At 63.6% G+C, this 20,422-nt stretch carries 22 protein-coding genes; 8 read left to right on the forward strand and 14 right to left on the reverse strand.

The genetic code is table 11. The features are described from left to right. Position 1: 1 nt before the first annotated feature. The 4 genes from RSE12_00640 to RSE12_00655 form a co-directional block, all read right to left on the reverse strand. On the reverse strand, positions 2–382 hold the full coding sequence (locus tag RSE12_00640) for a hypothetical protein (GenBank protein ID WRH62874.1): 381 nt from the start codon (positions 380–382) through the stop codon (positions 2–4). Continuing rightward, positions 382–720, reverse strand: a complete 339-nt coding sequence (locus RSE12_00645) for a hypothetical protein (GenBank protein WRH62875.1) — start codon at positions 718–720, stop codon at positions 382–384. Before RSE12_00645 ends, RSE12_00640 begins: the two co-directional genes overlap by 1 nt. 149 nt (positions 721–869) lie before the next feature. Next, positions 870–3,104, reverse strand: coding sequence for a molybdopterin cofactor-binding domain-containing protein (locus tag RSE12_00650; protein ID WRH62876.1), 2,235 nt, complete (start codon positions 3,102–3,104; stop codon positions 870–872). Position 3,105: 1 nt separating this feature from the next. Continuing rightward, the gene (locus RSE12_00655; protein ID WRH62877.1) at positions 3,106–3,573 is read right to left on the reverse strand and encodes a (2Fe-2S)-binding protein; all 468 of its coding nucleotides are present in this window, start codon (positions 3,571–3,573) and stop codon (positions 3,106–3,108) included. Positions 3,574–3,660: 87 nt separating this feature from the next. Between RSE12_00655 and RSE12_00660 the strand changes: the two genes are divergently transcribed. After that, on the forward strand, positions 3,661–4,245 hold the full coding sequence (locus RSE12_00660; GenBank protein ID WRH62878.1) for a TetR/AcrR family transcriptional regulator: 585 nt from the start codon (positions 3,661–3,663) through the stop codon (positions 4,243–4,245). A 9-nt stretch (positions 4,246–4,254) separates the two neighbouring features. Here the strand turns inward: RSE12_00660 and RSE12_00665 are convergent, their stop codons facing one another. The 3 genes from RSE12_00665 to RSE12_00675 all read right to left on the reverse strand — a co-directional run bounded on the left by RSE12_00665 (position 4,255) and on the right by RSE12_00675 (position 5,590). Further along, positions 4,255–4,545, reverse strand: coding sequence for an RcnB family protein (locus RSE12_00665; GenBank protein ID WRH62879.1), 291 nt, complete (start codon positions 4,543–4,545; stop codon positions 4,255–4,257). Positions 4,546–4,677: 132 nt separating this feature from the next. Beyond that, positions 4,678–5,022, reverse strand: coding sequence for an Hpt domain-containing protein (locus tag RSE12_00670; protein WRH62880.1), 345 nt, complete (start codon positions 5,020–5,022; stop codon positions 4,678–4,680). A gap of 151 nt (positions 5,023–5,173) precedes the next feature. Further along, positions 5,174–5,590 (reverse strand): host attachment protein, encoded by a 417-nt coding sequence (locus RSE12_00675; protein ID WRH62881.1) that lies wholly within the window; start codon positions 5,588–5,590, stop codon positions 5,174–5,176. Positions 5,591–5,835: 245 nt separating this feature from the next. Between RSE12_00675 and RSE12_00680 the strand changes: the two genes are divergently transcribed. From RSE12_00680 to RSE12_00695, 4 genes are read left to right on the forward strand one after another with little or no spacing between them, the layout of a single operon-like run. Next, a complete protein-coding gene (locus tag RSE12_00680) occupies positions 5,836–6,624 on the forward strand; it encodes an ATP-binding cassette domain-containing protein (GenBank protein WRH62882.1) in 789 nt (262 codons plus the stop codon). A gap of 34 nt (positions 6,625–6,658) precedes the next feature. Continuing rightward, positions 6,659–7,438, forward strand: a complete 780-nt coding sequence (locus RSE12_00685; protein ID WRH62883.1) for a transporter substrate-binding domain-containing protein — start codon at positions 6,659–6,661, stop codon at positions 7,436–7,438. 25 nt (positions 7,439–7,463) lie between these two features. Then, positions 7,464–8,180, forward strand: coding sequence for an ABC transporter permease subunit (locus tag RSE12_00690; GenBank protein ID WRH62884.1), 717 nt, complete (start codon positions 7,464–7,466; stop codon positions 8,178–8,180). After that, positions 8,177–8,962 carry an ABC transporter permease gene (locus tag RSE12_00695; protein WRH64705.1) on the forward strand — a complete coding sequence of 262 codons (786 nt, stop codon included), beginning with the start codon at positions 8,177–8,179 and terminating at the stop codon, positions 8,960–8,962. The genes RSE12_00690 and RSE12_00695 overlap by 4 nt, the downstream gene beginning before the upstream one ends. 19 nt (positions 8,963–8,981) lie before the next feature. On the opposite strand, the gene RSE12_00700 is transcribed toward RSE12_00695, so the two are convergent. After that, a complete protein-coding gene (locus tag RSE12_00700; protein ID WRH62885.1) occupies positions 8,982–10,781 on the reverse strand; it encodes an NAD(P)/FAD-dependent oxidoreductase in 1,800 nt (599 codons plus the stop codon). A gap of 249 nt (positions 10,782–11,030) precedes the next feature. On the opposite strand from RSE12_00700, the gene RSE12_00705 reads away from it, so the two are divergent. Further along, positions 11,031–12,104 carry a P1 family peptidase gene (locus RSE12_00705; GenBank protein WRH62886.1) on the forward strand — a complete coding sequence of 358 codons (1,074 nt, stop codon included), beginning with the start codon at positions 11,031–11,033 and terminating at the stop codon, positions 12,102–12,104. Here RSE12_00705 and phoB read toward each other — a convergent pair. The 6 genes from phoB to RSE12_00735 form a co-directional block, all read right to left on the reverse strand. Then, positions 12,089–12,775: a phosphate regulon transcriptional regulator PhoB gene (gene phoB, locus RSE12_00710; protein WRH64706.1), complete on the reverse strand. Its 687-nt coding sequence runs from the start codon at positions 12,773–12,775 to the stop codon at positions 12,089–12,091. The genes RSE12_00705 and phoB overlap by 16 nt on opposite strands. Positions 12,776–12,789: 14 nt before the next feature. After that, positions 12,790–13,509 carry a phosphate signaling complex protein PhoU gene (phoU, locus tag RSE12_00715; GenBank protein WRH62887.1) on the reverse strand — a complete coding sequence of 240 codons (720 nt, stop codon included), beginning with the start codon at positions 13,507–13,509 and terminating at the stop codon, positions 12,790–12,792. Positions 13,510–13,522: 13 nt separating this feature from the next. After that, a complete protein-coding gene (gene pstB / locus RSE12_00720) occupies positions 13,523–14,320 on the reverse strand; it encodes a phosphate ABC transporter ATP-binding protein PstB (GenBank protein ID WRH64707.1) in 798 nt (265 codons plus the stop codon). A gap of 12 nt (positions 14,321–14,332) precedes the next feature. Continuing rightward, positions 14,333–15,694, reverse strand: a complete 1,362-nt coding sequence (gene pstA / locus RSE12_00725) for a phosphate ABC transporter permease PstA (GenBank protein WRH62888.1) — start codon at positions 15,692–15,694, stop codon at positions 14,333–14,335. Continuing rightward, positions 15,691–17,151, reverse strand: coding sequence for a phosphate ABC transporter permease subunit PstC (gene pstC, locus RSE12_00730; protein ID WRH62889.1), 1,461 nt, complete (start codon positions 17,149–17,151; stop codon positions 15,691–15,693). The genes pstA and pstC overlap by 4 nt, the downstream gene beginning before the upstream one ends. Before the next feature lie 63 nt (positions 17,152–17,214). Then, positions 17,215–18,255: a substrate-binding domain-containing protein gene (locus tag RSE12_00735; GenBank protein WRH62890.1), complete on the reverse strand. Its 1,041-nt coding sequence runs from the start codon at positions 18,253–18,255 to the stop codon at positions 17,215–17,217. Positions 18,256–18,568: 313 nt separating this feature from the next. On the opposite strand from RSE12_00735, the gene phnC reads away from it, so the two are divergent. Together phnC and phnD are read left to right on the forward strand one after the other, a co-directional pair. Then, the gene (gene phnC, locus RSE12_00740) at positions 18,569–19,390 is read left to right on the forward strand and encodes a phosphonate ABC transporter ATP-binding protein (protein WRH64708.1); all 822 of its coding nucleotides are present in this window, start codon (positions 18,569–18,571) and stop codon (positions 19,388–19,390) included. Positions 19,391–19,439: 49 nt separating this feature from the next. After that, positions 19,440–20,336 carry a phosphonate ABC transporter substrate-binding protein gene (phnD, locus tag RSE12_00745; GenBank protein WRH62891.1) on the forward strand — a complete coding sequence of 299 codons (897 nt, stop codon included), beginning with the start codon at positions 19,440–19,442 and terminating at the stop codon, positions 20,334–20,336. Positions 20,337–20,422 lie beyond the last annotated feature (86 nt).

Below are 20,422 nucleotides of genomic sequence, written 5' to 3' on the forward strand. Positions count from 1 at the left end.
GCTAACCCTTGTTGCGTCGCAGCATCGGCAGCAGGATCAGCGCAAGGCCGAGGCCGAGTTGCAGGCCACCCGCCACGCGCAGGGCGCCGGGCTTGGGCAACAGGACCAGCGCCAGTTTGGCGATGGATGCCATCGCCGCCGTGCTGCGCGCCCGTTCCTGCGCGGCGCGCAGGTTGGCGCGGATGACCAGCGCCAGCACAGCCACCAGCGCAAAAAGCGCAAGGCCGATGATCGCCAAGGCCCCCGCCAGCCCGACATGCGGAATAAGCGCAGTAACGGCAGCCGCCACCAGCAGCCCAAGGGCCGCCAGCGTGACCAGCACCGCCACCACGGCCAAGGCGACGGCCCCCAGAACGGGGGCCACGGGGCCTGTGCGTTTCATCAATCGCGGTGCGACAGGAACAGGCCCAGGATCACGCCCAGCCCCACTGCCCCGGCCAGCCACGCGAAAGGGTGGGTCTGCACCTTGCCTTCCACATCGGATTGCATCGAGCCGAACTGCTTGCGCAGTTCCTTGATGGCATAAAGCGCCTCATCGGTGGCGTCGTCGGCGATATCCTTGGCCTTGGCTTTGGCCTCGGTCGCACCCTTGAGGCCAAGGTCGCGCAGTTGATGGGTCAATGCGGTGATTTCATCCCGCAGTTCCTGAATGCGGCTTTCGACGTCATCCTGAATGTTTTCGCGCGCGTCTGTGACGGTTTGCAGCGGAGTCTTGGCCATAGTGGTATTCCTTTTCACGTCGTGCGTCCCGACGTCTATCATAATGATTAATAATGGCAGGTCTTTGATCTAACGCAGAACAGGCGGGGATTCGCCACCCGCCTGCATCACGTTTCGGTGCTTTGGGCCGCCCGGATCAGGCCCGATGTTCAGGCAAAGGTCACCGCGCGGGCAAAGGGCAAGTCGCGCAGGCGCTGGCCTGTCAGGGCAAAGATCGCATTGCCCAGCGCCGGCGCGGCGGGGGGCGTGCCGGGTTCGCCAATGCCCCGGATATGAGGCTGGTTTTCCAGAATCTGCACCCGGATTGGCGGGCATTGCGACAGGCGCAGGGGTTCGTAATCCCAGAAATTCGCCTGTTCGGCCATGCCATCGGCAAAGGTGATTTCGCCCCGGATCGCGGCGGACAGGCCAAAGACCATGCCGCCTTGCAGCTGGGCCTCGATATTGCCGGGGTCCAGCGCGGTGCCGACATCGGCGGCGATCCATGCCCCCGTCATGCGGATACCTTCGGGGGTATTCTCGATCTCGATCACTTGCGCAGTTGGCACGCCGAAAGACATGCAGAAGGCCACCCCTTTGGCCCGGCCCGGCGCGGTGCTGCCCCAGCCGGACATCTCTGCCACGGTTTCCAGCACCTTGCGCGAAGGATCATGGTCAATCTGCGACAGGCGGAATTCCAGCGGGTCCGCCCCGGCCAGATGGGCCAGTTCATCTATCGCGGTTTCGTGGAAGAAGGCGTTCTGCGATGCGCCGACTGACCGCCACGATCCCACCGGCACCATCGCGGGGGCGCGGTAGCCTGTCACGCGGTGGTTGGCGAAACGGTAGGGCTGTTCCCATGCGCCCTGCACGATGGCCCCATCTGGGCCGGGCAGGGAATAGCCCAGCCGCCCGGCCTGGCTTTCCACCACCGACGAAGAGGCGGTGGCGTAGTCAAAGGCGACCAGCGTCTGGCCATCCAGTTTCGCCCGTACGCGGGCGATGGCGGCGGGGCGATAGGCATCGTGGGTCATGTCCTCTTCCCGGCTCCATGCCAGCAGGATCGGGGTGCCCTCCATCGCCTTGGCGATCTGGATGGACTGGCGCAGTGCGTCCATTTCCAGCCTGCGACCAAAGCCGCCGCCCATGGGCAGGATCTGGATTTCGATGGCCTCTGGCGGAAGGCCGGTGATCGCCTGCGCCTCGGCCAGTGCCTGCGTGGGGATCTGGTTTCCGGCCCAGACGGTAAGCTTGCCGTCGCGCAGCAATGCCGCGCCAGACATGGGTTCCATCGTGGCATGGGCCAGATAGGGGACGGTGTATTCGGCCTGCCAGTCCTCTGCGGTCAGGATGGTGTCGACGTCGCCATCATTGCGGTTGGTGCTGTCCTTGCGGTCTTCGGTGAACGAGGCGCGCAGGGTTTCGGTGATCTCAGAACTGGTGGCGGGATAGGGGGCGGGGCCCCAGTCAAAGGTGATGGCATCCGCCGCCTGCATCGCGTGCCATGTGGTTATGGCGATGACCGCCACGCCGTTGGGAATGGGGACGATCCGCTCTACCCCCGGCATCGCCTCGGCCGCGCTGGCATCATAGGACAGCATTTCGCCGCCAAGGCGCGGATTGGTGCGAACGGTGGCAAAGCGCATCCCCGGCAGGCGCAGGTCGATGGCATAGGTTTCCGTCCCGGTCACCTTGGCCAGCATATCGGTGCGCGGCAGGCTGCGGCCCAGCAGACGCCAGTTTTCGCGGGGTTTCAGGGTGGGTTCTTCGCGCAGGTCAATGCCTGCGGCATCCACTGCCAGATCGGCATAGGGGATGCGCGTGCCATCGGGGGCAAGGACAGCGCCATCCTCGGTAGACAGTTGATCGGCGGAAAGGTTCAGCCGCGCGGCGGCGGCCTGCACCAACGCCATGCGGGCGGCGGCCCCGGCAAGGCGCATCTTTTCAAACGCATCAGGGATAGACGACGACCCGCCGGTGATTTGCAGGCCAAGGAATTTCGCCGGTATATCCATCGCACCGCGCATGGTATTGGCAAGGCGGCTGTCATCCGTGGGGGCAAAGGGGATGCCTTCGGCCAGCACGGCAGAGTTGAAATAGGCCTTGGAGGCCGGGCCGTGGATCACGCGGATCGCGGACCAGTCCAGATCCATCTCTTCGGCCACCAGCGCGGCAAGGGTAGTGTGAACGCCCTGCCCCATTTCGGCGCGCGGGGCGATGACGGTGACGCCGTTCGCGTCGATCATGACATAGGGGTTCAGCGTCGCCTCTCCCGTGCCAAGCCCCGCCTCCAGCGGGTTGCCATAAGGTGTGGCGTAGCGATACCAGCCAAAGGCGACCCCGCCCAGAATGGCGACGGACCCGAACAAAAAGCCCCGGCGGGCGATCTTCATGGCGCGGCCCATCTCATGCCTCCTTCAAACGGTTGGCGGCATCCTGCACAGCAGCGCGGATGCGGGGATAGGTGCCGCAGCGGCAAAGGTTGCCGGACATCGCTTCGTCAATCTGCGCGTCTGATGGTTCGGGCGTTTCCGCCAGCAGCGCAGCGGCCTGCATGATCTGGCCCGACTGGCAGTAGCCGCATTGCGCCACCTGCGCGGCCTCCCACGCCGCCTGCACGGCGTGCAGCGCGGCGGGGTTGCCCAGCCCTTCGATGGTGGTCACAGCGGCCCCGGCCACATCACCCAGCGGCGTCTGGCAGGACCGCACGGCCTGCCCATCCACATGCACGGTGCAGGCACCGCAGGCGGCAACGCCGCAGCCGAATTTCGTGCCGGTCAGGTTCAGCCCATCGCGCAGCGCCCAGAGAAGCGGCATGTCAGGCGGCAGGTCGAGCGTTTCGGTCCTGCCATTCACGGTGAAAGTCACGGCCATCGGCGCCTCCATTGATTTCTGACAGATTGAGCGTGAAATGTCAGTCTGTCAATTGACAAAGTGGAAAGGTTTTGTCAGCTTGTTCATATGGCTGTTTCGATGCCCCACAGCGCCACCCCGGTTGACCGACAGGATGCAATCCTTGACGCGGCTTTCGGGGCTTTTGCCACCTATGGGTATCGCCGCACCTCGATGGATGACATTGCGCGCGGGGCGGGGCTGTCGCGGACGGCGCTGTATCTGCATTACCGCAACAAGGAAGACATCTTCCGCTCACTCGCCCTGCGCTATTTCGACGAAGCGCTGCGCGACATGACCGCCGCGCTGAACGTGCCGGGGCAAACGCTGCAACAGGCGCTGCTGGCCGCATTCGTTGCAAAGGACGGCAAGTTCATGGAGGCCGTGCTGTCCACCCCGCATGGCGAAGAGCTCATGGATGCAGGATTTTCGGTAACCGGCGATCTGGCGGCGGCAGGTGAGGCGCGGATGGTGGCCGTGCTGGGGGATTGGCTGGCGCAACGTGCGCTGCCACCCGACCTTGGCAGTGGGCCAGAGGTGGCGCAGGCAATCATTGCGGCGGTCAAGGGGCTGAAAACATCGGCCCGGTCGCTGCCGGAATACCGGGTCGGGCAGGCGCGGCTGGCCGCGCTGTTTGCGCGGGCGCTGACCTGACGGCGGGGCCTAATAGCGGCCGAGGAATTCCAGAATGATGCCGGTTGCGATGGCAACGCGGACAAGATCGTTGTCGATCAGCACATAGCGGCTGCCATCGGGCGGGGCGGGCAGATCGTAACGGTCGTAATCGCGCACCTCATACCACGGCAGTGTGCCGGGGATCCGCGCGCCGACCTGCCATTTCTTGGCCTGACCCGGCGGCACACAAGGCACCGCTTTTTTGGCCAGCCCGGGCGGGCAGCCCTTTGGGTTTGCCATGGCAGGCAGCGCAGGCGCCGCGACCGACGCGGCGATCATCAACGGAAGAAGCAGGTTCCGGAAAACTTGGCGCATTTTGATCATGTCCGCCTTTTGAACCCTGCCCTTGCCCATGACAACCCCGCCCCGGACCGCCACCCGAAATCGGGCGGAAAGCCACCGGTCGGGCCGTCAATCCGTGCCCAGAATGAACAAAAGCGCGGTCCGCGTCCGATCCGTGCAATCCGACAGGGCCGCGATTAGCGCTGGCAGTTCGGCCACAGAGCCGGGCTTGCGCGCGGCATTTTCGATCTCTTTCAGCGCGGCATGCAACCCCGACGCCCCAACCGCCGCCGCCGAGCCAGAGGCGCGATGCGCCGTCGCGGCAAGCGTCACGTAATCCTGCACGGCCAACAGACCACGCAGTGTTACGGCCGTTTCCTCGACCTCGGTCAGCATGCGGGTCAGAAAGGCACGCAGGGTGTCATCACCAAGCGTTTCCCGCACTTCTTCGATCACAGTTGCATTCAACAGCATGGGGACCTCCTGACGCGGTGCAGGTTTAGCCTGCCCAAAGGAGTCTGCCACCCGTCCATTGGTCTGTTGGCACGACGAATGGCGTGCCAACCTACTGCTCTATGTTGTTTTGTGCGGAAATCCGCCAATCGCCGGGCGCTGATCTGCTGATTCAGGCCGCGCGTTCCAGCGCTTTGTTCACCACGGTGACGATCTCACCCAGCGGATGGCGGGTCAGCGTCGTGGGCATGGCCAGCACCACGCGGGCGCGCAGGTCATCATCCAGACGGTCACGAATCGCACCCAGAAGCGGCGCTTCGGCGGCCAGGACAAGCCGCTGCGCCCGCCCGCGCGCCGCCTCGCGCGCCAGACGCCCCACGACCTGCACGGCAAAGGCCGAGGTGGCAAGGCGTTCGCGATCCGTCACCTCATGCGCAGAGCGGTTTTCGGCGGGCAGAGGGGCCACGGGCGCATCCATCCGGTCGATCAGGCGCAGGTCGGGCTGTTTCACGCAGCCTGCGTTTTCCAAGATCATCGCGCCTTCCGAACAGGCGGCCACGATCCAAGTTCCACGGTGAAGTCCTGCCATCGCGATACCCTCCATTCTTGTTGTTTTGCAGGTCAGAGGTGGCCATGCGCCCGCCCCGCGGAAGTGCGGCACCCTGCCGCAGCAGGCCGGAAAGCCCGGAAAACCGGCGCAGATCGGCCAAGTTCACGCAGAGTTCAACCCGATGCGCCCATGATCGGCACAGGATGCGTGCAGGGCGCGATTTTGCTTGCCAGACGTATCCCTGCGCCGTCTTATTTGTTTTACAAACGTACAGGAGCGCTTCCTTGGCCGCATCCGCCGCGCAGCACCGGACTGATCCCGCGCCCGAAGCGATCCGGGTGGAAGGGCTGCACAAATCCTTTGGCCCGCATCACGTGCTGAAGGGCGTCGATCTGACGGCGCATGAGGGCGACGTGATCGCGGTGATCGGCGGGTCCGGGTCGGGCAAATCGACCATGCTGCGCTGCATCAACTTTCTGGAAACGCCCAGCGAAGGCAAAATCGTGATCGCGGGCGAAGAGGTGCGGCAGCGGCCTGAGGGCGGTGCAGCGGACCGCCGCCAGATCGAACGCATCCGCCGCAGCCTTGGGATGGTGTTCCAAAGCTTTAACCTATGGACGCACAAGACGGTGCTGGACAACCTGATCGAGGTGCCAGTGCATGTGCTTGGCGTGCCCAAGGCCGAGGCCGTGGATCGCGCCATGGCCTTGCTGGCGCGGGTGGGGCTGGCGGAAAAGGCCGGGGCCTACCCGGCGTTCCTGTCGGGCGGACAGCAGCAGCGCGCAGCCATCGCGCGGGCGTTGTGCATGGAACCCAAGGCCATGCTGTTTGACGAACCGACCTCGGCGCTGGACCCCGAACTGGTGGGCGAAGTGCTGGCCGTGATCCGGGCGCTGGCCGCCGAAGGGCGGACGATGATCCTTGTCACGCATGAGATGAAATTCGCGCGCGAAGTGGCGAGCCATGTCGTCTTTCTGGCCGATGGGCTGGTGGAGGAACAGGGCCCGCCCGAACAGCTTTTCGGTGCGCCGCAATCGCCGCGCCTGCAACAATTCCTTCGGTCCGTGGGCTGAAGGGGACAAGAAACCAAAACTGGGAGTCTGACCGATGAAAAGAACAATGACCGCCGCGCTTGCCCTGTCCTTTGGCCTGATGGCCGGTGTGGCCCAAGCGCAGACCGCCGTGAAAGTGGGCATCGCCGCCGAGGCCTATCCCCCCTTTGCCAGCCAGGATGCCAGCGGCGCCTGGGTCGGCTGGGAGGTGGAGATGATCGGTGCCATCTGCGCCGCGGCCGAACTGACCTGCGAGATTGTTCCCGTGGCATGGGATGGCATCATCCCGGCGCTGACGGCGGGCCAGATCGATGCGATCATGGCGTCGATGTCGATCACCGAAGAGCGGATGCAGACGATCGACTTTTCCGACAAATACTACAACACGCCCACCGTCGTTGTCGGCACCAAGGGCGTAGAGATGGCGGCAACACCCGAAGGCCTGACCGGCAAGATCATCGGGGTGCAGGTGTCGACCGTGCATCAGGCCTATGTCGAAAAGTACTTCGCCCCCGTCGCGGCCGAGGTGAAAACCTATCAGACGCAGGATGAAGCCAATCAAGATCTGGTGGCCGGGCGCGTGGATGCGATCCAGGCCGACAGCATCGCGCTGGACGCCTTCCTTGCTACCCCGGAAGGGCAGGCCTGCTGTGAAGTGAAGGGCACCGTGGCCGACGATCCGGCGATTCTGGGCCTTGGCGTGGGCGTCGGCCTGCGCAAGGGCGAGGATGACCTGAAAGCCGCCTTCAACAAGGGCATCGCAGCGGTTCTGGCCGATGGCACCTATGACAAGGTGAATGCGGGCTATTTCGCATCCAGCATCTACGGCAACTAAGAGCTGACGGCAGGGAGAGGGGGTCATGGGCCCGCTGGACCTTTTGGCCCTCTCGCCCCCCGGATGGGGGGCCACCTTGCTGGCCGGGCTGTGGAATTCGCTGCTGATCGCGGTCGGGGCGTTTTCCATGGGTCTGGTTCTGGGCGGGCTTGGCGCATGGGGGAAAATCCATGGCGGCCCGATCACGCGCGACCTGTTGGCGATGTATACGACCGTGGTTCGCGCGGTGCCGGAACTGATCCTGATCCTGATCCTGTATTTCGGCGTCACCGATCTGGTGAACCAGATCCTGATCGCCTTTGGCCATGAACGGATTCAAATCTCTGGTGTGCTGGCCGGGATCGCCGTGCTGGGCGTGGTGCAAGGCGCCTATGCGACCGAGGTGCTGCGCGGCGCGCTGTTGGCCGTGCCGCAGGGGCAGGTCGAGGCGGCAAAGGCCATGGGGATGCCGCCCCTGTTGATGGCGCGGCGGGTGATCTTTCCGGCCATGCTGGGGCTGGCAATGCCCGGGCTTGCCAACCTGTGGCTGATCGCCACCAAGGATACCGCGCTGCTGGCTGTGGTAGGCTTTGGCGAACTGACCTTTGCCACCCGTCAGGCGGCGTCATCGACCAAGGCCTTCTTCACCTTTTTCCTCGCCGCCGGGGTGATCTATCTGATCATCACCCTGCTGTCGGGGTGGATCTTTGCCCGGATCGAGGCCTGGGCACGGCGCGGCGAACCGCGCAATTCGGGGGGCTGACCGCGATGCGCGACTGGCTGCAACCCCATCGGATTTTCCTTTTCATCCTCGGGCTGGTGATTGTGGCCTGGTGCGCCACCACAATGCGCTGGGACTGGCTGCCGAAATATGCGCCCCTGATGGCCGAGGGCATCTGGCGCACGATCTGGCTTTTGGTGCTGTCGGTGTTCTTCGGGATGCTTCTGGCCATTCCGCTGGGTTTGGCGCAGGCGGCGGGGCCTTGGTATCTGGCCACCCCGGCGCGGGTGTTCTGCACGGTGATCCGCGGCACGCCGCTTCTGCTGCAGATCTGGCTTTTGTATTACGGGCTGGGGTCGCTGTTTCCGCAATTTCCGTGGATACGGCAAAGCGATCTGTGGCCCATCCTGCGGCAGGCCTGGCCCTATGCGCTGCTGGCGCTGACGCTGTCCTATGCGGGATATGAGGGCGAGGTGATGCGCGGGGCGTTCAAATCCGTGCCGCGCGGGCAGTTAGAGGCGGCGCGGGCCATGGGGATGCCGCGCCACAAGATCCTGTCGCGCATCTGGCTGCCGCAGGCGTTTCGCGCCGTGCTGCCCACGCTGGGGGGCGAAACGGTGCTCCAGATGAAGGCGACGCCCTTGGTCGCCACGATCACGGTGGTGGAGATTTACGCCGTGGCCAGCCGGGTGCGGCAGGATACGTTCATCGTCTATGAACCGCTTCTGCTGTTGGCGCTGGTCTATCTGTGCCTTGCAGGCGCGATCGTGTTCCTGTTCCGCCAGATCGAAAAGCGCGGCCCGCAGATGCGCCGCCCCGGCTGATACCGGGGCGGCCTGTGCCTTAGCCCAGATGATAGGTTTCCGGGATGCCGTAGACGGGGGTATCCAGCCCCTCCATCCGCGCCTTGAGTTGCAGCGACAGGAACTGTGAATAGTGGCGCGACTGGTGCAGGTTGCCGCCGTGGAACCACAGCGCATCCTGTTTCGTGGGCTTCCACATATTGCGCTGTTCGCCCACCCACGGCCCCGGATCCTTGGGCGTGTCGGACCCAAGGCCCCAGCATTTGCCGACCTTGTCCGCCACATCCTTGCCGATCAGGTCTGCCGCCCAGCCGTTCATCGACCCGTATCCCGTGGCATAGACGATCACATCGGCGGGCAGATGGGTGCCATCTTCCAGCACCACGCCATCGGCGACGATCTCGGCCACGTTGCCATGCGCCAGCTTGATCTTGCCGTCGATGATCAACTGGCTGGCGCCCACGTCGATGTAATAGCCCGACCCGCGGCGCAGATACTTCATGAACAGGCCCGACCCATCGGCCCCCCAATCCAGCCAGAACCCGGCCTTTTCCAGCCCGGCGTAGAAATCGGCGTCCACCTCTTTGATCTTGTCATAGATGGGGATCTGGAATTCGTGCAGGATCTTGTAGGGCAGCGAGGCAAAGATCAGATCGGCCTTTTCCGTCGTCATCCCCGACCGGACGGCCTGTTCCGAATACAGCCCGCCCAGCCCGTATTCCATCAGCGGTTCCGACCGCACGATATGGGTGGAAGATCGCTGCACCATCGTGACATCGACATCGTTTTCCCAAAGCGCGGCGCAGATATCATGGGCCGAATTGTTGGAACCGATCACCACCGCGCGCTTGCCTTTATAGGCATCCGGGCCGGGATGTTTTGACGAATGGTGCTGGTCACCCTTGAACGTCTCCATCCCCTTGTAGCTGGGCAGGTTCGGCTTGGCCGACATGCCGGTGGCAAGGACAAGCTGTTTGGGTTTCAGAACCACTTCCTGACCGTCGCGGTCCACCACAACAGTCCATTCCCCCGTCGTCTCATCATATGTGGCGGATTTGCAGGTGGTGCGGGACCAGTAGTTCAGCTCCATCACGCGGGTGTACATCTCAAGCCAGTCGCCGATCTTGTCTTTCGGCGCAAAGACGGGCCAGTTTTCCGGGAACTTGATATAGGGCAGGTGGTCATACCAGACCGGGTCATGCAGGCAGAGCGATTTGTACCGGTTGCGCCAGCTGTCGCCCGGTTTTTCGTTCTTTTCCAGAATGATGGCCGGCACGCCCAGCTGCCGCAGCCGCGCGCCAAGGGCGATGCCGCCCTGCCCGCCGCCGATGATCACCACATAGGGTTGGGTCTTGTAGCCCAGATCGCGCGCCTCGGCCTCACGTTCCTCTTTCCAGGTCGGGCGGTGCTTGTCGGACCCGTGCTTTGCCCCCAGCGGGCGGGTAAAGCCCTTGTGTTCTTCATGCCCCTTCAGCTCCACCATCGTGGTGAGCAGCGTCCAGATCAGGCCGTTCTTCAGCCGGATCAGACCATAACCCCGCGCCACGGCGGTTTCAAAACTGATCCAGGCGGTGGCAATGCCGCCATCTTCGCTGGCGGTTTCGCCCTCGGCGATGCGCCAGTTTGACGGCTGGGTCTTGGCCAGTTGCGCGCCCAGCATGGCGGCAATCTGATCCTTGCCTTCGCTGGTGTGCAGGTTCCAGGTGAAGGTCACCAGATCACGCCAATAGCAATCGTCCTGAAAACAGGCGGTGGCGGCGGCAATGTCGCCGCGTTCCAGCGCCGCGCCGAACGTATCCAGCAGACCCTGCACCTCGGCGGTGGCGGATGTATCAAGCATGTTGTCCTCCCTGTTGTTGTCCCTCACGGGCGCTGGCAGAGCCCCGCCCGTGCCGTTGCATCCACAATGCACTGCACAGCCCGACATGATCAGGATCGCGCGCAAGTCCCCTCCCGGACCTGTTCACCCGATGATCCTGCGCGCATCACGGCCCCGGCTCAACACGACCTTGGTGGCGGGTTGGGGGTTTTCGCCGAGGGCCGGTTGGGCCTATCACTGGGAGGGACAGTCAACCAAAGGCCCGCCCCAATGCCCAAACCCCGCGCGCGCGATCTTGGCCTGCCCTTTCCCGGAACGCCCGGCCCGTTGAACGCCATCACCGATGTGCCCGGCCTGCGTGTGGGGTTCTGCACGCTGACCGATCCGGCGAAACGGATGCGCACGGGTGTCACCGCCATCCTGCCGCGCGACGATCGCGGCATCCCTGTTCCCGTCTGGGCCGGGCATTACGCGCTGAACGGCAATGGCGAGATGACGGGAACGCATTGGATTGACGATGCGGGGTATTTCATCGGGCCGGTCTGCATCACCAACACCCATGGCGTGGGTGCGGTGCACCATGGCGCGACACGCTGGATGATCGACACCTATGATCACTATTTCCGCGAAGATCACGCCTGGGCGATGCCAGTGGTGGCGGAAACCTATGATGGCGTGTTGAACGACATCAACGCGCTGCATGTGACACCCGATCACGCCCTTGCCGCCCTGCGCGCGGCCAAGGGCGGCCCGGTTGAGGAAGGCTCGACCGGTGGCGGAAACGGGATGATCTGCTATGAATTCAAGGGCGGAACCGGCACGTCATCGCGCCGCGTCGCCATTAGTGAACATACGTTCACAATTGGGGCTCTTGTACAGGCCAATCACGGTTTGCGGCCATGGCTGCGTATCCTTGGCCGCCCGGTGGGCGAGGCGTTCCCCGAAAACCGGCTGAAAGATCGCGAAAGCGGGTCAATCATCGTGGTGCTGGCCACGGATGCGCCGCTGTCGGGCCTGTCGCTGCGCCAGATCGCAAAGCGCGCGGCCATCGGCATCGGGCGGGGCGGCACGCCAGGGGGCAATTCCTCGGGCGATATCTTCCTTGCGTTGTCAGTGGCCGATCCGGGGCCAATGCCGCAGCACGCCCCCGCCATAATGACTCGCGCCGAGGCGAACGGGGAATTCCTTGATCCGCTTTACCTTGCCGCGGTCGAAGCGGTAGAGGAAGCGGTGGTCAACGCCCTTGTGGCGGGCGAGGATGTGGCAACGGTGAAACCACCCGGCCAGACCGTCCGCGCCATCGACACGGACCGCCTGCGCCGCCTGTTTCAGCCCAGCGCGTAACCCGATCCGCGCACGGTGCGGACGGGATCGGCATCGCCATGCACGCACAGCGCCTTGCGCAAACGGCCCACATGCACGTCGACCGTGCGGGTATCGACATAGATGTCGCGGCCCCAGACCCGATCCAGCAACTGTTCGCGCGACCAGACACGACCGGGCTTTTCCATGAACGCGGTCAGCAGGCGAAATTCGGTCGGGCCGAGCTTCAGCACCTTTTCCCCGCGAAAGACGCGGTGGGTTTCCGTGTCCAGACGGATATCTTCAAACTCCAGCACCACGCCCATGGTGGATGGGCGCACGCGGCGGATCTGCGCGCGTGCGCGCGCCATCAATTCCACCATCGAATAGGGCTTGATGACATAGTCATCCGCCCCGGTTTCCAACCCGCGCACGCGATCCACCTCATCGGCGCGGGCCGACAGCATGATCACGGGGATGGACCGGGTTTCCGGGCGCATCTTCAGGCGGCGGCACACCTCAATCCCCGAAACCTTGGGCATCATCCAATCAAGGATGATCATGTCGGGGTGATCTTCATCCACCAAAAGCAGCGCGTCTTCGCCGTTGTCGGCCTGGATCACATCGAACCCTTCGGCCTCGAGGTTATAGGCCAGCACCTCGCGCTGTGCGAATTCATCCTCGACCAGCAGGACCTTGGGCTGATGCACCATTGCGCGTTCCACTTTCATTGGCCTGCTGCCGGCTCGGCACCGCTGAGCATTTCGGCCTTGGGGCGTTCGTCGCCGGGCATGGCGCCGGTGGCCAGATAGATCACCTGTTCAGCGATGGATGTTGCATGATCGCCCACACGTTCGATGTTCTTGGCGATGAAATGCAGGTGCATCGCCGCGCTGATATTGCGCGGGTCTTCCATCATATGGGTCAGCAATTCGCGGAACATGGAATTGTACATCTGATCCACTTCCTTGTCGCGGGTGCGCACGTCCTGCGCCACCGCCACGTCATGGGCGATATAGGCATCCAGCGATTCTTTCAGCCGCAGGACCACCGTCCGCGCCATCCGCAGGATCGAGGCAGAGGTGCCGCCCAGCGGGGACATGTTCGACAAAAGGAGCGACCGCTTTGCCAGGTTCTTTGCATAGTCGCCGCAGCGTTCCAGTGCGGCGGCAATCCGCATCACCGAAAGCACGGTCCGCAGGTCGCCCGCGGTGGGCGAACGCAGCGCCAGAAGACGGGCGCATTCCTCGTTGATCTGTTCTTCCAGCGCGTCGATGGCCTTGTCGCCCTGCTGCACCTTATGGGCCAGCGCCTCGTCACGGGTTTCCAGCGCCTCGGCGGCGTCCAGCAGCGCCTGTTCCACCAGCCCGCCCATGCGCAGGACATAGGCCTGAACCGCCTCAAGATCGCGGTCAAAGGCCGAAAGGATATGGGGTTCCTTCATCACTCGTGTCCTTTCCTCAACCGATCCGGCCGGTGATATAGGCTTCGGTTCTGGGGTCTTTGGGGGTGGTGAAGATCTGCCCCGTCTCGCCGTATTCGACGAGGTTGCCCAGGTGGAAGAAGGCGGTCTTCTGGCTGACGCGGGCGGCCTGCTGCATCGAATGGGTGACGATCACCACGGAAAACTGCGACCGCAGCTCATCGATCAATTCCTCGACCTGCGCGGTGGCGATGGGGTCCAGCGCGGAACAGGGTTCGTCCATCAACAGGACTTCGGGGCTGGTGGCGATGGCGCGCGCGATGCAGAGGCGCTGCTGTTGCCCGCCCGAAAGCCCGGTGCCCGTTGCATCAAGGCGATCCTTCACCTCATTCCACAGGGCGGCCTTCTTCAGGCTGGCCTCGACGATGGCGTCAAGTTCGGCCTTGCCGCGCGCCAGACCGTGGATCTTGGGGCCATAGGCCACGTTGTCATAGATCGACTTCGGAAACGGGTTGGGCTTTTGGAACACCATGCCCACCTTGGCGCGCAGCTGCACCGGATCGACGCGCGGATCATAGATATCCTGCCCGTCCAGCGTGATCTTGCCCGACACGCGGGCGCTGGAAACCGTGTCATTCATCCGGTTCAGGCAGCGCAGAAAGGTCGACTTGCCACAGCCCGACGGGCCGATAAAGGCCGTGACCGTGCGGTCAAGGATGGTCACATCCACATCTTTCAGCGCGTGCTTTTCGCCGTAATGAACCTGCACGCCCTTTGCTTCGATCTTGCTATGAAGCTGAGTCACGTCCCTCTTCACCAGTCGCATGTCGTCCATCATAGCATCCCCTTACCAGCGGCGTTCAAAACGGCGGCGCAGCAGGATCGCCGCGACGTTCATGATCACAAGAAACACCAGCAGCACGATGATCGCGCCCGAAGACCGTTCGATAAAGGCCGGGTCAGACCGCGACGCCCAGGAATAGACCTGCACCGGCAGCGCGGTGGCCGGGTCCATGACCCCACCCTCCAGCGGCCCGGCGGGATAGTTCGTCACGAAAGCCACCATCCCGATCAGCAAGAGCGGCGCGGTTTCGCCCAGCGCCGAAGCCAGCCCAAGGATCGTGCCCGTCATGATGCCCGGCATGGCCAAGGGCAGCACATGGTGGAACACCACCTGCATCTTCGACGCGCCAATCCCCATCGCCGCATCGCGGATCGACGGCGGCACCGCGCGGATTGCCGCCCGCGTGGCGATGATGATCGTGGGCAGCGTCATCAGCGAGATCACCAGCGCCCCCACAAGGCTGGAGGATTGCGGCAAGCCCATGAAGTTGATGAAAATCGCCAGACCAAGGATACCGAACACGATCGACGGCACGGCCGCGAGGTTCGAGATGTTCACCTCGATCAGATCCGTCAGCCGGTTCTTGGGGGCAAATTCTTCAAGATAGATCGACGCGGCCACGCCCACGGGCACGGTGAACAGCGCCACCATCACCATCATGTAAAGCGACCCGATGATCGCCACGCCCAGCCCCGAAGCTTCGGGCCGCAGGTCGGATGCATCGGGGCCGGTCAGGAAGCCCCAGTTGAAGGACAGCGACAATATCCCCGCCTCGACCAGCCGATCCGACAGGTCCAGCTGTGCGGGCGTCACGTTGCTATCGAGCGCGGCGCTTTCGCGGGTGACGCGGCCCTTGAGATAGCCGTCGATCCGGCCCGTCGCAAAGACATCCACATCAACCGTCTGGCCCACCAGCGACGGATCGGCCAGCACCCGGTCACGCAACCGCGCGGGGGCATCGCCAGAAATCATCGCCTCAAGATCCTTGTCCGACACATCGGTCACAGCGATCCCGCGCTCTTGCAGATGCGCGATGAAGCTGGCGGTCAGCAGCCGCTTGTAGCCAATCGTCGTGACCTTCGCCATCGCCGCCGCGTCACGGGTTCCGGCCTTGTCCACCACTGCGGCGTCGACAAAGACTGGGAATTCCAGCTTGGCCTGCCGAAAGGCCGACACGCCATCGATGAAGATCGTCAGCAACATGAAGGCCAGCGTCGCAAGGCTGATCACGATGGCGCCGATGCCATAGGCCTTCATCCGCCATTCGCGTGCATTGCGCGCGCGTGTCCGTGCGCTGCCCGCCAGAAGAGAGCTTTCCTTTGCCACCGGCCGGATGTCCGGCCCGCCTGCCGACATTTCGGTCATTCGTATTGCTCCCGGTATTTGCGCACGATCCACAGCGCAAAGATGTTCAGGCACAGGGTGATGACGAACAGCGAAATCCCCAGCGCAAAGGCCACCAGCGTTTCGGGCGAGTTGAATTCGGTATCCCCGGTCAACTGGCTTACGATTTTCACGGTGATCGTGGTCATCGCCTCGAACGGGTTCAGGTCCAGCTTGGCCGCCGCCCCCGCGCCCATGGTCACGATCATGGTTTCGCCGATGGCGCGGCTGGCGGCCATCAGCACGGCGCCCACGATCCCCGGCAGGGCGGCGGGCAGCACCACATTGGTGATCGTCTCGGCCCGCGTCGCGCCCAGACCCAGCGACCCGTCGCGCAGGCTTTGCGGCACGGCGGTGATGATGTCATCGGCCAGTGACGAGATGAAGGGAACGTTCAGGATGCCGATCACCAGCCCCGCCGTCATCACCGATGATCCGGAATTGCCAAGGCCCAGCGGCATCGCGATGTAATCACGCAGCAAGGGCCCCACGGTCACCAGGGCGAACAGGCCGAACACCACGGTGGGGATACCGGCGATCACCTCGATCAGCGGCTTGACGATGGATCGCACGCGGGGATTGGCAAACTCGGCCAGATAGATCGCGGCAAACAGCCCGATGGGCACCGCCACCAGCATCGAGATGAAGCTGATGTAAAGCGTTCCCCACAGCAGCGGCAGCAGCCCAAGCTCGGACCCGCCACGGAACGCGGGGGACCAGGTCAGCCCGAAGAAGAAATCGCCGATGGGATAGAATTTGAAGAAGCGGATGCTTTCCGACAGCATCGACATGACGATGCCAACAGTCGTCAGGATGGCGATGGTGGAGGCCAGCATCAGCACGGCCAGCATCACGCGTTCCACCTGATTGCGGGCGCGGAAATCGGGGTTGGTCAGGCGGATCGCATAGAACAGGCCGCCAACTGCCACCGCCACCACCAGAAGGGTTCGCAGCAGGGCGCCATAGCCCGCCAGTTCACGATAGCTTTGCGCCGCGACCAGCGTTTCGGGCTGCACTTCGGCCCCCAGTGCCACACCGGTTGCGGCCAGCGTGTCGCGCACGGAACCCGTGGTCGTGTCCAGCGCCGCCACTTCATCCGCCGACAGCGCACCCGATGCGATGGCCGAATCCAGACCGGCCGCAATGCGGCGTACATCGGCGAACAGCAGGGTGCGGGCGGGATCGTCTTCGATCATCTCCGCCGGAAAGAAACCGCTCAAGCGCGTCTCGATCACCAGCGGCTGGGCAATCTGCCAGATTGCCAGAAACAGAACAGCGGGCAGCGCGGCCATGATCGCCCCGAACCACCCGTAATACCCCGGAAGCGAATGGAGCCGCTTGGCATCGCCCCCCACAAGCGCCATCGCGCGGCCACGGCACAGCACGAAACCGGCAAATGCCAGCACGGCCAGAAGGCACAGGGTCAGGAAAACCGACATGTCAGCCCATCGCAAGTAAAGGGGTTGGGGCGGCGCATGATGCGCCGCCCCGGTTGGTTTGGATCAGTTCAGCGGGCCCATCGGCGTTTCGGCTGCCACGGCAGCCTGAGTCGCGGCCAGTTCCGGATCGGACACCAGGCCATAGGCGGCCAGCGGGCCATCCGGGCCAGCCATATCGTCGGACACGAAGAATTCGACGAATTCCTTCAGACCGGGGATCACGCCGATGTGCTGCTTCTTGACGTAGAAGAACAGCGGACGCGACACCGGGTATTCGCCGGTTGCGATGGATTCGGTCGACGGGACGATGCCGCCCATCGTTGCCACGCGCAGTTTGTCGGTGTTGTTCTGATAGAAGCTCAGACCAAACACGCCAACGGCGGTCGGGTTGGCATCCAGACGGGCCAGCGTTTCGGTGTAGTCGCCGTCGATGTCGATGGACAGGCCATCGGTGCGCAGCGCCATGCACTGCTCTTCGGCTGCATCTTCGTCGCCGCCAGCAGCGGCCTTGAAGGCCTCAAACGCACCGGTTTCTTCACAGCCAGCGATGATCACCTTGGTGTCGAACACTTCGCGCGTGCCGTGCTTGGTGCCGGGGATGAAGGCCATGATGTCCTGCGCGGGCAGCGCGGCATCAACTTCGTTCCAGGCTTTGTTCGGGTTGGCGACCAGTGCGCCATCCTTCATCACCTGCGCGGCCAGCGCGTTGTACCAATGCGCCGGGGTGAAGGCGAATTCAGCGCCATCAACCTTGGAGGCGAAGACGATCCCGTCATAGCCGATGCGAACTTCCATCAGCTCGGTCACGCCGTTGGCGGCGCAGAGGTCGAGGTCCGACTGGCTGATGCGGCTGGACGAGTTGGCGATGTCGATGGTGGTTTCGCCCACGCCTTCGCACAGCTTCTTGCGGCCGGCGCCCGAGCCGCCGCCTTCGACCACGGGGGTCGGGAATTCAAAGTTTTCGCCGAAGGCTTCGGCGACGATGGTGGCATAGGGCAGCACGGTCGAGGAACCCGAGATCTGCACGTTGTCGCGCGCCAGGGCGAGGCCGGTGGTGCCGGCCAGCAGCGCCACGGAGGAAAGGGTGATTTTCAGGAAGGTCATCTGCATCTCCATCAGGGACCACGGCGCCCCAACCTTGGGTGCCGCTCGGCCTTGGTTCCTAGCCCCGCCGCGTGACGACTATGCAAAGTTATTGTGACAGTTTCGTAACGAACAGGCGGCCGTTGGAAACATTGCTGGGGCGTTAACGGCACCTCAGCAGACAGTCCGCTGCGTGCATACAGTTTGCTGCACCGGCGTCTGCACCGCGTGCTGCACAGGGTTTCGTCGGAAAACTTTCATAAATCTGCAGCCAATCCGTCATTCATCGCCGCTATCCCCACTGCGGAGATTGGTCAGGGGGACCGCCGATATGCTGCTAGAAGCCCGCAATGTGACGCGCATTTTCGGCACAAAATCCGCCGTGGACAATGTGAGGTTCACGGTTCCCAAGGCGGGTTTCATCGGAATCATCGGTCGGTCCGGCGCGGGCAAATCCACCTTCCTGCGCATGATGAACCGCTTGACCGACGCAACATCAGGTGAATTGCTGTTCGAAGGCCGCAACATCCTGACGCTGGCAGGCAAGGAAAAGCGCGCCTGGCAGGGCCAGTGCGCGATGATCTTTCAACAGTTCAATCTGGTGCCGCGTGCAGATGTGGTGTCGAACGTGCTGCATGGCACGCTGGCCCGTCGCGGAATGCTGCCGTCAATGTTCGGCTTCTGGCCCGATGATGACACGCTGAAGGCGCTGGCCATCCTCGACCGTCTGGGAATCGCCGAACAAGCCCCCAAACGCGCCGAAGCCCTGTCCGGCGGCCAGCAACAGCGCGTGGCCATCGCCCGCGCCCTGATGCAAGATCCGAAAATTATCCTTGCAGATGAACCAATTGCAAGCCTTGACCCGATGAATGCGCAGGTCGTGATGGACACCCTGCGCCGCATCCATGACGAGGATCGCCGCCTGGTCATCGCCAATCTGCACACCCTGGATACCGCGCGCCGCTATTGCGACCGGGTGATCGGGATGCGGGACGGGCGGGTGGTGTTCGACGGCACCCCCGACCAACTGACCACCGGCGTTGCACGCGACATCTATGGCGCGGATGCGTCCTTCAACGAAGGCGCGACCTCGACCTCGATCGAGCGGCTGGGTTCGGCGGGCGATGATGCCTATGCCGATGAAATGCTTGCCTGATTTCCCTAACCGGCCCCGGTTTCGGGGTCTTTCAACACGGAGCGTTCCGATGAAGCACCTGCTTGCCATCCTTGCTGCCACCACCACCCTCTCCGGCGCGGTTCATGCGCAGGAAATCACCGAATTCAACATCGGCATCCTTGGCGGCGAAAATGCCCAGGACCGCCTGACCAACCAGGAATGCTTCCGCGCCAAGATCGAAGAAGCGGTCGGTGTTCCGGTCAAGCTTTTTGCCCCGGCTGACTATGACGGCGTGATCCAGGGCCTGCTCGGCGGTACGCTGGACTATGCATGGCTCGGCGCTTCGGCCTTCGCCAAGATTCACCTGACCGACCCGAATGCCGTTGAACTGAAGCTGACCAAGCAGAACGTTGACGGCTCCACCGGCTATTACTCCATCGGCTTTGCCCGCGCCGACTCGGGCATCACGTCGATCGAAGACGCCAAGGGCAAGGTCTTTGCTTTTGCCGACCCGAACTCCACCTCGGGCTATCTGGTGCCCGGCGCAGAACTGATCGCCAACTATGGCAAGCTGGAAGACTACTTCGCCGAAGTGAAGATGTCGGGCGGCCATGAGCAGTCCATCGTCGGCGTGCACAACGGCGACTTCGACGCCGCCGTGTCCTGGGCCGATGGTCTGGGCAACTGGGAAGACGGCTACAACTCGGGCGCCTTCCGCCGCGCAGCTGACGCTGGCCTCGTCGACATGAACAACCTTGTCGAAATCTGGCGCTCGAAGATGATCCCGGAAGGCCCGATGGTCATCCGTTCGGCCCTGCCGCAGGACGTGAAGGACAAGGTCACCCAGCTGACCGCCGACCTGTGGGAAACCGATCCGGAATGCGCCTACAACGTCGCCGCCGGCGATGCCAAGGACTTCGTCCCGGTGGACCTGTCGGCCTATGAAGGCGTGCTGGCCGCGCGCAAGCTTCAGGAAGGCATGTAATCTTTAGCACTGCAAAGCCGGGCTGCCCTTTGGGCGGCCCGGCCCTTTTTTTGGGGGCCATATGGTAGATATCGCATTCGGGCCGG

Origin of the sequence: Fuscovulum sp. (assembly GCA_035192965.1) — a bacterium.
GTDB lineage: Bacteria > Pseudomonadota > Alphaproteobacteria > Rhodobacterales > Rhodobacteraceae > Paragemmobacter.

What these genes read in the sequence shown, in the direction of transcription:
- RSE12_00640 (WRH62874.1), bottom strand. Translation starts at nt 382, where the DNA reads ATGAAACGCACAGGCCCCGTGGCCCCCGTTCTGGGGGCCGTCGCCTTG.
- RSE12_00645 (WRH62875.1), bottom strand. Translation starts at nt 720, where the DNA reads ATGGCCAAGACTCCGCTGCAAACCGTCACAGACGCGCGCGAAAACATT.
- RSE12_00650 (WRH62876.1), bottom strand. Translation starts at nt 3,104, where the DNA reads ATGGGCCGCGCCATGAAGATCGCCCGCCGGGGCTTTTTGTTCGGGTCC.
- RSE12_00655 (WRH62877.1), bottom strand. Translation starts at nt 3,573, where the DNA reads ATGGCCGTGACTTTCACCGTGAATGGCAGGACCGAAACGCTCGACCTG.
- RSE12_00660 (WRH62878.1), top strand. Translation starts at nt 3,661, where the DNA reads ATGGCTGTTTCGATGCCCCACAGCGCCACCCCGGTTGACCGACAGGAT.
- RSE12_00665 (WRH62879.1), bottom strand. Translation starts at nt 4,545, where the DNA reads ATGATCGCCGCGTCGGTCGCGGCGCCTGCGCTGCCTGCCATGGCAAAC.
- RSE12_00670 (WRH62880.1), bottom strand. Translation starts at nt 5,022, where the DNA reads ATGCTGTTGAATGCAACTGTGATCGAAGAAGTGCGGGAAACGCTTGGT.
- RSE12_00675 (WRH62881.1), bottom strand. Translation starts at nt 5,590, where the DNA reads ATGGCAGGACTTCACCGTGGAACTTGGATCGTGGCCGCCTGTTCGGAA.
- RSE12_00685 (WRH62883.1), top strand. Translation starts at nt 6,659, where the DNA reads ATGAAAAGAACAATGACCGCCGCGCTTGCCCTGTCCTTTGGCCTGATG.
- RSE12_00690 (WRH62884.1), top strand. Translation starts at nt 7,464, where the DNA reads ATGGGCCCGCTGGACCTTTTGGCCCTCTCGCCCCCCGGATGGGGGGCC.
- RSE12_00700 (WRH62885.1), bottom strand. Translation starts at nt 10,781, where the DNA reads ATGCTTGATACATCCGCCACCGCCGAGGTGCAGGGTCTGCTGGATACG.
- RSE12_00705 (WRH62886.1), top strand. Translation starts at nt 11,031, where the DNA reads ATGCCCAAACCCCGCGCGCGCGATCTTGGCCTGCCCTTTCCCGGAACG.
- phoB (WRH64706.1), bottom strand. Translation starts at nt 12,775, where the DNA reads ATGGTGCATCAGCCCAAGGTCCTGCTGGTCGAGGATGAATTCGCACAG.
- pstB (WRH64707.1), bottom strand. Translation starts at nt 14,320, where the DNA reads ATGGACGACATGCGACTGGTGAAGAGGGACGTGACTCAGCTTCATAGC.
- pstA (WRH62888.1), bottom strand. Translation starts at nt 15,694, where the DNA reads ATGACCGAAATGTCGGCAGGCGGGCCGGACATCCGGCCGGTGGCAAAG.
- pstC (WRH62889.1), bottom strand. Translation starts at nt 17,151, where the DNA reads ATGTCGGTTTTCCTGACCCTGTGCCTTCTGGCCGTGCTGGCATTTGCC.
- RSE12_00735 (WRH62890.1), bottom strand. Translation starts at nt 18,255, where the DNA reads ATGACCTTCCTGAAAATCACCCTTTCCTCCGTGGCGCTGCTGGCCGGC.
- phnD (WRH62891.1), top strand. Translation starts at nt 19,440, where the DNA reads ATGAAGCACCTGCTTGCCATCCTTGCTGCCACCACCACCCTCTCCGGC.